Here is a 13,956-nt window from a genome sequence, read left to right on the forward strand (position 1 = left end):
TTTAAAAATAGTAAACTTAGCAGTAAGTTCAAATAGAAATAACAAAGTTATTTTGAAGTAAAAACAACTAAGAAAGGGAGTTGTCAATATGGTCGAACTATTTTTAGCCGGTGGCCCATTTATGTGGCCTATTCTTGGTCTTCTTGTTATTGGTCTTGGTTTTTCATTAGAAAGGTTCTGGACCTTAACACGTGCTTCTGTAAATACACGTAAATTTTTGGCGCGTTTACATAATGCATTGCAAGAAGGTGGAATTGAAGCCGCTGCGGCCGAATGTGAAAAGACGCCTGGTCCGGTTGCTTCCATTTTGCATGCCGGTCTGTCCCGGGCTAATAAAGGGTTGGAACACGTAGAAAAAGCGATCACCAATGCCGGTTCCATCGAAATGGCCTTTCTGGAAAGAGGAATGATCGTATTAGCCACTGTAATCGTTCTGGCACCGATGATGGGTTTTACCGGAACCGTTTCCGGTATGGTTGGCGCGTTTGATTCTATTAAAAAGGCCAACGATATCTCTCCGGCCATCGTTGCCGGCGGTATCTCCGAAGCATTGTTAACCACTTTGTTCGGTCTGGTTGTCGCCATGATTATTCAGATTTTCTACAACTACTTTACTTCTCGTATTGATAAACTGATTATTGATATGGAAGAAAGTTCTATTGAATTGATGGATGCCCTGGTAGAGATGGAAGAAAAAAAGAACCAATAACCCAAAAGAGGTAGAAAACATGATATTGGGTAAAAGACGGAAAGATAAAGAAGTTGAGATACCCTCTGCCTCTTTAGCGGATATTGTATTTCTGTTATTAATTTTCTTCCTGGTAACCACGTCCATTGATACAGAAAAGGGGCTGGACCTGGTGCTACCGCCTCCGGGTACTACGGAGATTAAGATTCCGAAAAAGAATCTGGCCAATATGCTGGTAAACGCCCAGGGACAGGTGCTGTTGGACGGCAAGGAAATTAATATACGCGATATTGCCAGAATTATTAAAGAACGTATTGCTGAGAACGATAAACTGGTTATCTCATTAAAAACCGATGAAGAGACCGATTATCAGACATACGTAAAGGTTCTGGATCAGTTAAAGAAGGCAGGGGCAAAAAAAATCTCACTGGCCGAGCCAGAGAAATAATCAACGGAGGTCGATAGATGAAATTTGCCAAAAAATCAAAAATCAAAACAGCGATTCCAACGGCCTCAATGCCCGACATTATTTTTATGTTGCTCATCTTTTTTATGGTGGCTACGGTGATTCGTCAATATTCGGGGCTTAAAGTGCAACTCCCCGAAGCTACAAAAATTCAGAAGGTGCCCGGTTCCAAACGGCACATTGTAACCATCTGGGCTGATCGTAGTCATCAGGTGGTGGTTGACGATATCAACATCAAAAAGTTGACCAATTTGCGAAGCGTGATGTATCAAAAATTGGTTAACGATCCACAGCTACAGGTCGCCTTAAAGATCGACAGGAAGAACAAGATGGGCTTTGTGAATAAAATTCATCAGGAGCTGCGAAAAGCCAGTACGCTAAAAGTGCATTACTTTGCGGTTCCGGGAGGTGAGTTCTGATGAAAGCGATGAAAAAACTACCTGAAGCGGATCTGAAACTAAAATATTACAAAGTATTAGAGGCCTCGATGGCCATTGCACTTTTGCTGATGATCGGGATTTTTTATTCCTTTAAAACGTTTGAAAGCAAGGTGGAATTGCCAGAACGGCCCAATATTGTAATCGAAACCATCGAAATTCCGCAAACGCAACAGATTCAGAAACCACCACCCCCGGCAAAACCGTCTATCCCGGTTGAAGCCGAAGATGATGAATTGCTGGATGATGTAACCATTGAGGATACGGAAGTTACCCTTGAACCTACCGATAATTTACCTCCTCCTCCGCCACCGGAAGATGAGGAAATTTACGAGTTCTTTGCCGTTTCTGAAAAACCGGAAATTATTCATAAAGAAAAACCGGTTTATCCTGAACTGGCGCGCAAAGCAGGCATTGAGGGTATTGTGGTTGTTACGGTTACCATTGGAAAAGATGGAAAGGTTGAAGACGCCAAAATCTTCAAATCTATTCCCATGTTGGATGAAGCAGCCCTGGCTGCGGCTCGTAAGTGTATTTTTAAACCAGCCAAACAGCGCGATAAATTTGTACGCGTTAAAATGAATATTCCTTTCCATTTTAAACTGAAATAGGTTAAAAAGGCAGCCTTGCGCTGCCTTTTTTTTCTTAATTGGATTAGACTGCATGATGGAAAAAAGAACGTTTCTATTTATTCTCAATCCCATTTCTGGCCTCAAAAAGAATAAAAAATCCATTGAACAGATCATTCACAAAGAATTCCAGGCACATTCAACCATTGATTACCAGATTCAATACACACAGTTCCCGGGGCATGCCCGTCAGCTGGCCCGGGAAGCGGCGGCTCAAAATGTATCAGTGGTCGTAGCCGTTGGCGGCGATGGAACCATGAATGAAGTGGCCAGCAGCCTGGTAGGAACGGGAACCGTTCTGGGAATCATCCCGCGAGGGTCAGGCAACGGATACGCCCGTTCGTTAAAAATCCCGCTTAAAGCTAAGCAAGCCATTCGTGTTTTGCAGTATGGGCAGGTCAAACAGGTGGACGTGGGTAAAATTAACGAATATTACTTCTTTGGCGTGGCCGGCGTGGGGTTCGATGCCTATATCGGCGCCCAGTTCCAGGCTTTTGGCCTGCGCGGTCCGTTGCCCTACTTTTACATTGGCGTGCGAGAATATTTCCGCTACAGCTACGAAGGCTTTACCTTAAAATTTAACGGCCAGTCGTTACATGTTAACCCGCTTTTAATTACCGTAGCCAATACGCCGCAATACGGAATGAACGCTACCATTGCGCCACAGGCTAAAGTTGACGACGGCATTCTGGAATTATGCGTTTTAAATCCCATGAGCGTATTTAAAGCTGCAATGGAGCTGCACCATCTGTTTGACGGGACCATTGAAAAGGTGAAAGCGTATCGGCATTTTAGCGTTAAAGAGGTTGAAATTGAGCGCGAATACGAAAAAGGCGTATTCCATACAGACGGCGAACCGCGCATGGGCCCCAGAGTTTTAAAGATTAGCGTATTGCCACAAAAGATAAAAGTTCTGGTGCCAGGGGAGAAGTTAAAATTATGAAGGAATTTACGACCACCATCAAGGTGAGATCTTACGAATGCGATATTTACGGCCATGTCAATAATGCCGTTTATCTGCAATATTGCGAAGCGGCGCGCGTCGAATTTCTGGAAACAATGGGCTATGACCTGCAAAAACTGAAAGAATTGAACATTTTGTTGCCCATTGTACGCATTGAAATAGATTACAAACGACCGCTATTCATGAACGAGCTGATCGAAGTTACTGTTAAATGGACCGGGCGCAGAAAAAGCTCCGCCTATTTTGAGCAACAAATCAGAAAATTACCGGACGGAGAGCTGGCTGCTAAAGCAAAAGTAACCTGGGTGTGCACCGATTTAAAGGGCAGGCCGCAGCCCATTCCGCATCTGTTGCTCGATGCGGTTAAAAAACATTTTGGGCCGGTTCCGGAACAATTTGATTGATGAAGGTTTAATATGAAGTAAAACCGCGCGTTATGTTCGCGTCTTTTTGACAGGGGGAAAATTCCATTCGGTCGCCGGGCAGGCATTTGCTCCCGGGCTAAAATTGTTTAAATTGTGTTTTGAGATTGAGCCATGACAGAAAAAAAACTTTTACAAAAAATAGCGGAAGAAAAAAACAGGCAGGAAGAAAAGAATCTGTCGCTCTGGGCAACGCCCAATTCTGCCGCCGTGCGTAAAAAAAACGAAAAGATGGTTCATTACCGCCCGCCATTTGCCCTGGATCGCGATCGTATTTTTTACAGCGGGGCTTTTCGACGCTACACCGGCAAAACCCAGGTTATCTATTTTGTCTCCCTTCTGGATGAGCAGCTAACCAGCCGGAGTTTACACACTTTAAGCGTGGCGCAAATTGCCCGCACCATTGGAAGATTCCTCTCGCTAAACACCGATTTGATCGAAGCCATTGCCCTGGGGCACGATCTGGGTCATCCGCCATTTGGGCACGATGGAGAGGTCTTTTTAAGCGAGATCAGCCAAAAATATGGCCTGGGACATTTTCACCATAATATCCAGAGCCTGCGCGTGGTGGATCGCATTGCCAAAAAGGGTCAGGGCCTGAACCTGACTTTTCAGACGCGCGACGGAATCCTTTCGCATAATGGAGAGGTGCACAACCAAAAATTGGAGCCCCGGCCGGACAAAACGGAGAAAGACCTGCAAGATTATATAAAGCGTATGGAGGCCGGCGAGTGGGTGGATATGATGCCGGCCACCCTGGAAGGCTGCGTGGTGCGCATTACAGATACCATTGCCTATATCGGACAGGATATTGATGACGCCATTCGCATCGGGTTAATCCAGAGAGAAGACCTGCCGCCGGCGGCCACCGATGTGTTGGGAACTTCTAACGGCCAAATTATCGATACGCTGGTTAACGATGTGGTGTGTAATAGCTACCAGAAAAATTATGTTTGTTTTAGCGATACCATTTCGCAGGCCTTATTTGAACTGAAACAGTTTAATTACAAATACATTTACAAAAGCGCAAAATTGAAAATTAACCACCGGCGCATTCAGCGGGGTTTTCAATTGTTGTTTGAACATTTTCTGGAAAGCGTTAAAAAGAATGATCGCGAAAGCGAAATTTTTCAACATTTTTTGCTTTCCAAATGCGATGACTACCTGCGCCAGACGCCCGACGAAATAAAAGTAAGAGATTTTTTAGCGGGCATGACCGATCGCTATTTTAGTAAGGTTTTGCAAAAGATCGTTGTGCCGCAAATGGGATATTTCAAAATTTTTAATGAATAAATAACAAAGCCATTATGCAGGAGTTCAAAATGACGGTAAATGATTTAAATCGCGTTTTTAATCATCTCGATGGATTGCGCAGCGAAGCGATCGATCTTAACAAGGCGATTGTTCCCATCAAAGCTCTCGGGCCAAGTAACGGCGGAAGCGGCGAAATGGAAAAGGCCGAGTTCTTAAAAGATTATTTAAAAACAATAGGCGTTACGGATATTAAAGAATTTCCCGCTTCCGATTCCAGAGTGCCCGGCGGGTTGCGGCCCAATATTGTGGCCAGAATTCCTGGTCAGGTTTCCAGAACCGTGTGGATTTTAGGCCACCTGGACGTGGTGCCGGAAGGCGATCTTTCAAAATGGGAGACCAATCCCTTTGAAGCGGTGGTCAAAGGTAACAGGATTTACGGACGCGGCACCGAAGATAATCATCATGCTATTGTTACCGGTTGCCTGGTGGCAAAAGCGTTTAACGATTTGGGGATAAAGCCCTATTACACTCTGGGGCTCGCTTTTGTTGCCGACGAAGAAACGGGCAGCAAGTACGGCTTGCAACATCTGCTGGAAACGCAGCCCAGCCTGTTCAAAGAAGATGATCTAATTATTGTGCCCGATGCCGGCGAAAGCGACAGCCGCATGATCGAGGTAGCGGAAAAGTCCATCCTCTGGGTCAAGTTCAAAACTCTGGGCAAACAAACGCACGCCAGCATGCCCGCCAATGGCATCAACGCCTTTAAAGCCGCCTCGCATCTGGTGGTTGCCCTGGAAGAACTGCACGAAATTTACGCAGAACGCGACGAACTGTTCGATCCGCCGCAAAGCACTTTTGAACCCACGCGCAAAGAGGCCAACGTGCCCAACATCAATACCATTCCCGGTGAAGATATTTTTTACCTGGACTGCCGCATTTTACCAAACTATGAAATTGACGACGTTTTGAAAACCATTCGGCAAATCAGCGATCGGATCGAAAAGCAGTTCAATGTAAAAATTGAGATTTCAACCGAGCAGTACGAACAGGCCGCGCCGGCAACCGATGTCAATTCGCCGGTCGTTCAGGCTCTGGAAAAGGCGATTAAAGTCGTTTACAATGTAGATGCCCACCCAAAAGGCATTGGCGGCGGAACGGTGGCTGCTTTTTTCCGCAGAAAGGGATTGCCGGCCGCCGTGTGGTCAACCATCGACGACATGGCGCACGAGCCCAATGAATACGATGTGCTGGACCACATTGTGAACGACGCTAAAGTTTTTGCGCATATTTGCCTGAAAAAGGATTAAAAAAAGAGGCGGAGCGGCTTTAACCAGCCGCTCCTATTGACAAAGCGTTGTCGTTGTGGCGAGGAAGCTGCCTTTGAATGGCATTGTTGGCCGACGCGTTTTGTTGATTGGAAAAAAATCCAACCCGTGTTGTTGGATAACCGTTGAATTTATCTGAAGAGGCAACCATGAAATGGCTTCTTTCTTTTATTTTGCTGGCAGCTCTGGCCGGTAATTCACCCCAGCGCTCCGTTCAAATTTTACCCGACCCTCTGGCCGATCGTACCTTTCAATACACCAGAATATTGCCCACCTTTGGCGGAACGCCGCTCGAGGTGGAAGCGCTGGTGCCCAATGCCCTGGTTGTAGTTGGCCGCCATGAAGCGCCAGAGCTGGTTTTGCAGGCCGGACAGGTGGCTTTTATGCTGGGACAGTGGATTCACGATGCAGGCGTTTCGCTGGAAAAGGTAAAACAGGGCGTTAATCTGGCGCCGCTTAAATTTGACGATCAGGTTACGGAATCAGACCTCAAACAGTTTAATTTGATCGTTCTGGGAACGAAAAATAAGTTCGTTAAGCAGGCAAAGTTAAAAGGGCAGGGCTCATTTCTGGAAGTAACCGACGCGCCTTTTGAAGGACGGCAAATGTTGATCGTTTCGGATTTGACGGCGGCCAGCTATCTGGCGAAGAAACGTCTGTTTTTTAAGGCCGGGGCCTACAATAGTTTTTTTGCCTTTGTTAAAGCGCGTATTTTTATTGAACAAAACGATTTAGACGCGGCGCTGTTTACGTTAAACGATCCGCAGGGCATTCATGGTTGCGCCAGACCCGTTATGCTGGCTTTAAGTCAAAAAGACCGGTTACCAGAGCAAATGCTGCAGGTGGCCCAAAAGCGCAATAAACTGGTCTTTAAAGATTTACAACAGGCCCTGAAAAATAAAGATTCCGACAAAGCAAAAGCCATCTGGCGCCAGGCTATGGAAACCTGCTACGCCTGCCATCAGGGACAGGATGGCGTTAAACGGTTCAGAAAGTTTACGCCCAATCAGGGCGAGCACGCCTATCATCAAAAAATAGCCGAATCCGCAGGCGTCACCTGTCAAACCTGCCACACTGGCAAAACAGAGGTTGTCGGATATTGAGTTTTTGATCTGTTTCGGAGAATACCATTTTCTTACCTGCCGCATTGATAGGGAAAGTGATAAATTTATGGGCGAAAATTTTAGCGACCCCGTTCAGGCTAAGAAGAGTGTGGGTAAATATCCGGCATGGAAAGGAAAAAAATCAAAACGGCATTAACACTTCAACGATGAACTCACCGCGTCCCTGCTCGTTAAAGGCATAATCAAAGCGCAAAACTTCTACATAGGGCAACAAAAAATGGAGGCCAAATCCGTAGCCTGTAATCATGTTGCGCAGCTTAAAATTTTTATGATTGTTCCACACCTGCCCGCTTTCAATAAACAGGCCGGCGTTTAAGCCGAATTTCAGGTTTTTCGTTAGAAATTCCGGTAGCAGTTCCGAATGGTATGAAAAATAACGCAGGGGAATAAGCGGATGGCGCAGGGCCAGCCCCAGGAGCATGGCGTACCGGCCATTGTAAACTTCGTTAAAATGTCCGCGTATCCGTTCTTCGAATCCCAGAAAAACCTGGTCATAAACGGGCGTGTTGCCATAAGATTGCAGGGTGTACACGCGACCGGCTAGAATAAAGGAATTAACCGACAGGTACTTTCTGAAATCAAACATGTATTGCGTGTAATCAAGTTCGGGCGCAAACAGCCCCATTTTGTAAATACCGAGCCGTAAGTACCAGCCTGTGGTGGGGTAGGCGTAAAGATCGCGATAATCGAAGGTATTAATTAAACGAATGCCGTAATTGATGTCTTCCTGATTGCCGCTTTCCATGTAGATCACATTTTCTTTGTCCACGCTGACCTGATCGCGGGAGAACATTACAACGGTGCGTATATCACGAGTCCAGTATTTCCCCAGGTGCACGACACTGAGCAGGTGATATTCGGGAAAATCATATTTGTAATTGTCCATGCGAAATTTACGGAAATAAACGCGTGTGTAAAGGTGTAGTTTTTCTCCCACCCACGGATTCTCGTACACAAATTTAAGTCCGGGGCGGTTGCCAAAATGAACAGAGCTTTGCAATTTTTCGTTCCAGCCTCTGAAGTTCAGATGGGCAAAACCAAAACCATAGGTCAACTTATCCCAGTCGCGATCCACAATGTAGAGAACCGGATAGGGAAAAAAGTACCAGCGTTCGGTCACGGAGACGATGATGGAGACGCTATCGCTGCTGGAAAAAGGCAGCATTTCCACGCGATTAAACAGCCACAGGTTTTCGAGACGTTCTCTGGAGCGAATCAGTAACGAATCCCGAAACACCTGTCCCTCCTGCAGCTGCATTTCGCGCAGAATGACTTTGGCGCGCGTCTGTTTGTTGCCGACGATAAATATGTCTTTAATGATTTTACCGTTAAATTTAGAAAAATCGATTTTATCCTGAGCGCCGGAAACAGCGGACAGAACAACAAGCAACAAAATGATTGTTTTAAAAACGGTGTTAAATTTCGGTGGAATGTATTTTTTTTGTGTTGTCATCAATCTTCAATCCAGATACAATTGGTTAAGGCCATGCCATATTCGCTTTTTATTTCTGCCCGAATATAACCCGTTAAACGGTTTAAGGCCAAAGAAATTTTTCGGGAAAAAGAAAAAACACTCTGCGTGGTAAAATCTTTTTGCCAGATGACCTGCTCGCGCTTCTGTGTCGGGAAGCCCGCCCATAATACGATTTGTGTAATGGCGCCCGTTTCGTGATTGGCCAGCGCTTCTACTTTCACCGAGTCCAGTTCGGGAGCGCATTGGCCGGCAAAAAATTGTTTTTGTCCCGAAAAAGCGGAGATTTCCAGAAACGGACCGTTGGTAAGTAAAATTCGTCCTTTTTTAAAACAATCAAGAACTTGTTGCGGATGTTGCGGCCGGCCTGAGCAGTGAATCAGCGTGCGCCACTGTCCGAAAACGTGATGGCCGTGTTCTTTTAAACGGATAAAAGGAATGGCAATTTCGCGCACGCGGTTGAAGTGGCCGTGTGCATCGTTGCCGGCCGCCGGGAAAATTTTTTTGCCCTGTAAAAGCAAACTTTTCCACAATGCCATTCCGCGCTTAACGCCCGAAGGTTGATTGCCGTTAATGAACTGCAAACCGTTAAAGTGGTGGCGGAGTAAATCGCCTGGCGTCCATGGGCCGCGATTAATAAAAAGTTTTTGAGCAAAGGGCACCTTTTGAGCCGGATGCGCCGGAATGGCCAGCGCCCCGCCGTCGATCTGCGATAAAATCTGTTTTACGGAGAGCTCCGATTTATTGCTAAACCACCGCTCGCCGGAATCGCCGCTGCCGGGGATGAACTGCGGGTGATTTAATATTAACAAATGGACGGTTTGGTTTTTTGCATTGCGGACGCTTACCTCTTCGCCCGGGATAATCAGCGGCCCCTTGCCTTTTGAATTAAGAGTTTTTACTTCTTTCTGAAATCGTTGCCATTTGGGAAAAGAAGGATCGTTTTTAAGGTAGTTGTCCACGGCGTCGTCCAGGTCGTAGGAGTGATCGGTGACGCAAAAAAAATCCAGTTCAACGGCCTCAGCCATGCGCTTCATGGCCGAAAGGCTGGCGCCGAATTCGATTTGATCTTCGGTAAAGCTGGAGTGACTATGAAAATCGCCAGAAAAATAATCGTGTTTACGCGGAAGAGATTCTGCGGCAAAATAACAGCGAAAGGGCCTGTGGCGCGTGGTGCGGTAGTTGTCGGCAAAACAAACTCTGGTTTTGCCATCTACTTCATAGGTGATTTTAATCTGGATTTCATGCCAGCCAGCTGAAAAACGGGAGACGTCAAATTCCAGAATCCGTTCGTTAAATTTTTGCTTTGCTAAAAAGTTCAGACGCTCTTCGGCAAACCTCTGGCCATCAATAAAAAGTTTGACAGAAATAACCCTGGTCGGAAAGAGGTGCGCGTCTTTAACCAGCAGCAAAACCGGCAAGGAAGCGGATTTTAACACGCGGTAAGGAACATCGGCGATCAGTTCCGGTTCTTTTTTAAACAACCGATTAAACAGAAAAGGTAATCGGTAGTGCGTTTCGGCGTAAAGAAAAGGAAAAGCTCCTAAAATCATTATTAAATTCCCGGGCGTTTACGAATCTTCATCATTTCCTTTATTGAATTGTTCGAGCCAGTAATCAATGTCAATATCCTTTACATCGGGCTTTTCATTGAATTCATCATTCTCTGATCTGGATAAGTGTTTACGGGATTTATAAAATTGTTCAGAAGTAAGCGATTTTGCCCCAAGGTCTTTGGCTGTATTAAGGATTTCCCGATCGGAGCTGATCACTGTAATGCTGGAAGCGTCCGGGGCCTGGCGTAAAAAATTACGAATCACATCGTCCGCCTCCTGAGGCTTACGAGCAAATTTGATTTCGATGGTTGTGGGCACCATGGGATGAGCAAAAACGCCCTTCCTGCCATCGAAGACAATGATGACGCGGTTCTGGCGCGTATTAATCCTTTGCTGTACAGTTTGCACAATAAGTTCGATGGCCCTTTCAAAATCTTTAACTTCTAAACTTTGAACCACCAATGGAATTTTATGCCCCAGGTTGTAACCGTCGATTAAGTAAGTTTTCATCTCACACGCCTTTTTTTAGGAGTTAGAATTCCTGAAAAAATCGGGGAATTCCCATCCCTTCATTTTGTATTTGAAGCGCCACGGAAAGCGGCGCTCTTTAATAATCTAATATTTACAAGAATTTAAGGATTTCCGCTTACGCGGAAGTGACGTTCCTAACGATTTTCGTAAAGGTTTTAATGAATTAATACAATATTTTCATTTGGAGGCAAAATTGCAAATTTTAGTTGGCTGTCAATTAGACAGCGCAAAATGTGTACATCTGGCAGTTTAAACGTTGTGTTGCGCCAGTTCTGGTGGGATTCGGTCATTGGTACGATTTTTGAAGTTGTATTAAACGATTCATTGAACTTTTAAAGGAATAAAACGTTTTAGCAAAAAAATGTGAGAATATAAAAGAGGAGATAGCCTATGCCTTTTTTCTTTTTCGATCCGACCATGATTTTACTTATTCCGGCCTTTATCCTGGCCGTGTGGGCGCAAATTAAAGTGAAAAGCACCTACAATAAATTTAAAAAGGTCGCGGCGGCCAGCGGGATGACCGGCGCACAGGTTGCCAAGCAGATTTTGCAGCGCAATGGCATCTATGATGTGGAGATTGAACCCGTGGCCGGCGAGTTAACCGATCATTATGATCCGCGCGTAAAAAAGGTCAGGCTTTCAGAATACAATTACCGTAGCAATTCTCTGGCTTCCATTGCGGTAGCCGCCCACGAGGTGGGGCATGCCATTCAACATGCGCAAGGATATGCGCCGTTAAAATTGAGGCATGCCATTTTGCCTGTGACCAATTTTGCTTCTTATGCCGCCTTTCCATTGTTTTTTATCGGTTTCTTGTTTAACGGCGGTATGCTAATGCAATTGGGAATTATCTTTTTTGCGGCAGTCGTTTTATTTCATGTGGTCACTTTACCGGTTGAGTTTAACGCCAGCTGGCGCGCTTTAGCTCAGCTAAAGAGCACCGGCCTGTTAATGTCAACTGAGGTCACGGCGGCGCGTAAGGTATTAACTGCCGCGGCGTTAACCTATGTGGCTGCAGCAGCAATGGCTTTATTGCAACTTATTCGTTTGATCATATTAGCCAACAGTCGAGATTAGACAGAAAGGAGGCGTCATGTACCGGGTAAAAAATTCATTGGCCATGGTTTTTGGTTTGATCGTGATTGGAGTTGTCATCGGTGTCGTTCTAACCACCAGCTTCAATCTGGATTCAAAGTCGATGGCTGGAACGACCGATAAGATTTACACCGAAGCCAGTGAAAGCAATGCCGGGCCGACATTGACGGCGGGAAATTTTAATCCCAATTCCATGTTTACCGACATTGTAGAAAAAGTTCGTCCGTCTATTGTTTCCATTTACACCACCAAAACGGTTAAATTGCGCGAAAATCCGTTCTTTTTCTTCTTTAGAGATTTTGGTAACATTCCGGAAGACCATCTGCCCCAGCCAGAGATGAAGCAGCAGGGGCTTGGCTCGGGAATTATTATCAGCGAAGACGGATACATTCTGACCAACAATCACGTGGTGGAAGATGTTGATGAACTGCGCGTCAAAATGATCGATAATTCCGAATATGAGGCAAAGGTTGTGGGCACGGATCCATCCACCGATATCGCATTAATCAAAATCGACGCTAAAAATTTACCGGTAGCCATACTGGGCGATTCCGATAATTTGAAAATTGGCGAATGGGTGCTGGCCATCGGGAACCCTTTGAACCTGACCTCAACGGTTACGGCGGGTATTGTTAGCGCTTTGCACCGCAGCATTAATATTTTGCGCGGTCGTAACAATGTAAGCAGTATCGAAAACTTTATTCAAACCGATGCAGCGATTAATCCGGGAAACAGCGGCGGTGCGCTGGTTAATCTGCGCGGAGAAGTCATTGGCGTGAACACGGCCATTGCCACCAGCACCAATTACTACATGGGCTATGGTTTTGCCGTGCCCATCAACATGGCCAAGGCTGTGGTGGACGACATCATTAAATACGGCGAGGTGCGCCGTGGATATCTGGGCGTGTACATCTCAGAGGTTACGCCAGTTACGGCCAAAGGCGTTAAGCTCGATCATCCGCGCGGCGTTTTTGTTACCAGCGTTATCGAAGGAAGCGCGGCCGATAAAGCCGGCATTAAAGAAGGCGATGTGATTCTTTCCGTGGATGGTAAAGAGGTAAATCGCCCCAATGAATTACAGGCCAAAATTGGCATCAAAAATCCGGGCGATGTGGTTACTCTTAAAGTCTGGCGCGATGGTAAGGAACTGACCGTTAAAGCCAAATTAAAAGGTCGCGACAATGAATCTGACGAAAAGGAAACCAGGATCAGTAAAAAGGATATGATCAAGGTTCCCGATCTGGGCATGAAATTGAAAAACCTGAACGATCGTGAAAAAGACAAATTCGAAGTGGATGGCGGGGCGCTGGTTACCTCGGTTGAACAGTTTAGCGCTGCTTCGCAGGCCAGAATTGTGCCGGGCGATGTGATCATCGAAGTAGATGGCAAAAAAGTGGAATCTGTTTCTGATTTTTACGATAAAATTTCCAAATACAAAGCCGGCGACATTGTAAAGCTGAAATTACGCACCTTGCAAAATCGTGAAAAATTTGACCGTCTGGTGTTCATCGAAATTCCAAAGAAAAAATAGCGAGCGTTTAAATAAAGTCTAAAAATGTCCTTCTTCATCTCATTGTATGAGGTGGGGAAGGACATTTTGGTTTCTGAAAAAATTTTTGCCGCTCAGTCTGATTGTCTTTTTAATTCTGATGGGAATGGTGAAAGTCAAATTCTCTGTTTCAGGCGGCAGGCACAACCGATTCTTGCACTCGTAAGAGCCTTTTTCCTTTATTTGAAACCTACCGGAACACACTGCCGAGTGGGAGGTTAAGCTTTGTTTAATTTTTACTTTAAGAAATTTCTCCCTGCCACTTCGGAAGAAAAGCGGACAAATTTTGTTGATCTTTCTGCCTGGCTGTCAGATTGACAGTAAAAAGCCGGGAGCAGAATTTTTTGATGAAAAGCTGTTAGCTTAATATAAACAAGTAATTATGGTTTATTTTTCCTGGTTGGCATGCCATTTGCAATAAATGTGGCAAAAACGAAGAAAATAA

General features: G+C 45.4%; 14 protein-coding genes. 11 read left to right on the forward strand and 3 right to left on the reverse strand.

Annotation, left to right across the window (positions count from 1 at the left end):
- Positions 1 to 88 precede the first annotated feature (88 nt).
- The 9 genes from Cabys_RS05780 to Cabys_RS05820 all read left to right on the forward strand — a co-directional run bounded on the left by Cabys_RS05780 (position 89) and on the right by Cabys_RS05820 (position 7,288).
- Positions 89 to 709, forward strand: a complete 621-nt coding sequence (locus Cabys_RS05780; RefSeq protein WP_006929256.1) for a MotA/TolQ/ExbB proton channel family protein — start codon at positions 89 to 91, stop codon at positions 707 to 709.
- A gap of 19 nt (positions 710 to 728) precedes the next feature.
- The gene (locus tag Cabys_RS05785; protein ID WP_006929257.1) at positions 729 to 1,136 is read left to right on the forward strand and encodes an ExbD/TolR family protein; all 408 of its coding nucleotides are present in this window, start codon (positions 729 to 731) and stop codon (positions 1,134 to 1,136) included.
- Positions 1,137 to 1,153: 17 nt separating this feature from the next.
- Positions 1,154 to 1,573 carry an ExbD/TolR family protein gene (locus Cabys_RS05790; RefSeq protein WP_006929258.1) on the forward strand — a complete coding sequence of 140 codons (420 nt, stop codon included), beginning with the start codon at positions 1,154 to 1,156 and terminating at the stop codon, positions 1,571 to 1,573.
- The gene (locus Cabys_RS05795) at positions 1,573 to 2,202 is read left to right on the forward strand and encodes an energy transducer TonB (RefSeq protein WP_006929259.1); all 630 of its coding nucleotides are present in this window, start codon (positions 1,573 to 1,575) and stop codon (positions 2,200 to 2,202) included. The genes Cabys_RS05790 and Cabys_RS05795 overlap by 1 nt, the downstream gene beginning before the upstream one ends.
- A 52-nt stretch (positions 2,203 to 2,254) precedes the next feature.
- Positions 2,255 to 3,163 (forward strand): diacylglycerol/lipid kinase family protein, encoded by a 909-nt coding sequence (locus Cabys_RS05800; protein WP_006929260.1) that lies wholly within the window; start codon positions 2,255 to 2,257, stop codon positions 3,161 to 3,163.
- The gene (locus tag Cabys_RS05805) at positions 3,160 to 3,588 is read left to right on the forward strand and encodes an acyl-CoA thioesterase (protein ID WP_006929261.1); all 429 of its coding nucleotides are present in this window, start codon (positions 3,160 to 3,162) and stop codon (positions 3,586 to 3,588) included. The genes Cabys_RS05800 and Cabys_RS05805 overlap by 4 nt, the downstream gene beginning before the upstream one ends.
- Before the next feature lie 132 nt (positions 3,589 to 3,720).
- Positions 3,721 to 4,899: a deoxyguanosinetriphosphate triphosphohydrolase family protein gene (locus tag Cabys_RS05810; RefSeq protein WP_006929262.1), complete on the forward strand. Its 1,179-nt coding sequence runs from the start codon at positions 3,721 to 3,723 to the stop codon at positions 4,897 to 4,899.
- Between the two features lie 29 nt (positions 4,900 to 4,928).
- A complete protein-coding gene (locus Cabys_RS05815) occupies positions 4,929 to 6,167 on the forward strand; it encodes a M20 family metallo-hydrolase (RefSeq protein WP_006929263.1) in 1,239 nt (412 codons plus the stop codon).
- 167 nt (positions 6,168 to 6,334) lie between these two features.
- A complete protein-coding gene (locus Cabys_RS05820) occupies positions 6,335 to 7,288 on the forward strand; it encodes a hypothetical protein (RefSeq protein WP_006929264.1) in 954 nt (317 codons plus the stop codon).
- Positions 7,289 to 7,430: 142 nt separating this feature from the next.
- Here Cabys_RS05820 and Cabys_RS05825 read toward each other — a convergent pair whose 3' ends face one another.
- From Cabys_RS05825 to Cabys_RS05835, 3 genes are read right to left on the reverse strand one after another with little or no spacing between them, the layout of a single operon-like run.
- The gene (locus Cabys_RS05825; protein ID WP_006929265.1) at positions 7,431 to 8,762 is read right to left on the reverse strand and encodes a BamA/TamA family outer membrane protein; all 1,332 of its coding nucleotides are present in this window, start codon (positions 8,760 to 8,762) and stop codon (positions 7,431 to 7,433) included.
- Positions 8,762 to 10,333: a CehA/McbA family metallohydrolase domain-containing protein gene (locus Cabys_RS05830; RefSeq protein WP_006929266.1), complete on the reverse strand. Its 1,572-nt coding sequence runs from the start codon at positions 10,331 to 10,333 to the stop codon at positions 8,762 to 8,764. The genes Cabys_RS05825 and Cabys_RS05830 overlap by 1 nt, the downstream gene beginning before the upstream one ends.
- An 18-nt stretch (positions 10,334 to 10,351) precedes the next feature.
- On the reverse strand, positions 10,352 to 10,846 hold the full coding sequence (locus tag Cabys_RS05835) for an NYN domain-containing protein (RefSeq protein ID WP_006929267.1): 495 nt from the start codon (positions 10,844 to 10,846) through the stop codon (positions 10,352 to 10,354).
- Between the two features lie 411 nt (positions 10,847 to 11,257).
- Here Cabys_RS05835 and Cabys_RS05840 point away from each other — a divergent pair, with 411 nt between their 5' ends.
- Together Cabys_RS05840 and Cabys_RS05845 are read left to right on the forward strand one after the other, a co-directional pair.
- Complete coding sequence (locus Cabys_RS05840; RefSeq protein ID WP_006929268.1) at positions 11,258 to 11,944, forward strand: zinc metallopeptidase; 687 nt, start codon at positions 11,258 to 11,260, stop codon at positions 11,942 to 11,944.
- A 16-nt stretch (positions 11,945 to 11,960) separates the two neighbouring features.
- Positions 11,961 to 13,493: a DegQ family serine endoprotease gene (locus Cabys_RS05845; RefSeq protein WP_006929269.1), complete on the forward strand. Its 1,533-nt coding sequence runs from the start codon at positions 11,961 to 11,963 to the stop codon at positions 13,491 to 13,493.
- The last annotated feature ends 463 nt before the right edge of the window (positions 13,494 to 13,956 follow it).

Source organism: Caldithrix abyssi DSM 13497 (assembly GCF_001886815.1).
Lineage (GTDB): Bacteria > Calditrichota > Calditrichia > Calditrichales > Calditrichaceae > Caldithrix > Caldithrix abyssi.

Excerpts from the sequence above, each read along its gene's own strand:
- Cabys_RS05780 (WP_006929256.1), top strand. The coding sequence starts at position 89 with ATGGTCGAACTATTTTTAGCCGGTGGCCCATTTATGTGGCCTATTCTT.
- Cabys_RS05785 (WP_006929257.1), top strand. The coding sequence starts at position 729 with ATGATATTGGGTAAAAGACGGAAAGATAAAGAAGTTGAGATACCCTCT.
- Cabys_RS05790 (WP_006929258.1), top strand. The coding sequence starts at position 1,154 with ATGAAATTTGCCAAAAAATCAAAAATCAAAACAGCGATTCCAACGGCC.
- Cabys_RS05795 (WP_006929259.1), top strand. The coding sequence starts at position 1,573 with ATGAAAGCGATGAAAAAACTACCTGAAGCGGATCTGAAACTAAAATAT.
- Cabys_RS05800 (WP_006929260.1), top strand. The coding sequence starts at position 2,255 with ATGATGGAAAAAAGAACGTTTCTATTTATTCTCAATCCCATTTCTGGC.
- Cabys_RS05805 (WP_006929261.1), top strand. The coding sequence starts at position 3,160 with ATGAAGGAATTTACGACCACCATCAAGGTGAGATCTTACGAATGCGAT.
- Cabys_RS05810 (WP_006929262.1), top strand. The coding sequence starts at position 3,721 with ATGACAGAAAAAAAACTTTTACAAAAAATAGCGGAAGAAAAAAACAGG.
- Cabys_RS05815 (WP_006929263.1), top strand. The coding sequence starts at position 4,929 with ATGACGGTAAATGATTTAAATCGCGTTTTTAATCATCTCGATGGATTG.
- Cabys_RS05820 (WP_006929264.1), top strand. The coding sequence starts at position 6,335 with ATGAAATGGCTTCTTTCTTTTATTTTGCTGGCAGCTCTGGCCGGTAAT.
- Cabys_RS05825 (WP_006929265.1), bottom strand. The coding sequence starts at position 8,762 with ATGACAACACAAAAAAAATACATTCCACCGAAATTTAACACCGTTTTT.
- Cabys_RS05830 (WP_006929266.1), bottom strand. The coding sequence starts at position 10,333 with ATGATTTTAGGAGCTTTTCCTTTTCTTTACGCCGAAACGCACTACCGA.
- Cabys_RS05835 (WP_006929267.1), bottom strand. The coding sequence starts at position 10,846 with ATGAAAACTTACTTAATCGACGGTTACAACCTGGGGCATAAAATTCCA.
- Cabys_RS05840 (WP_006929268.1), top strand. The coding sequence starts at position 11,258 with ATGCCTTTTTTCTTTTTCGATCCGACCATGATTTTACTTATTCCGGCC.
- Cabys_RS05845 (WP_006929269.1), top strand. The coding sequence starts at position 11,961 with ATGTACCGGGTAAAAAATTCATTGGCCATGGTTTTTGGTTTGATCGTG.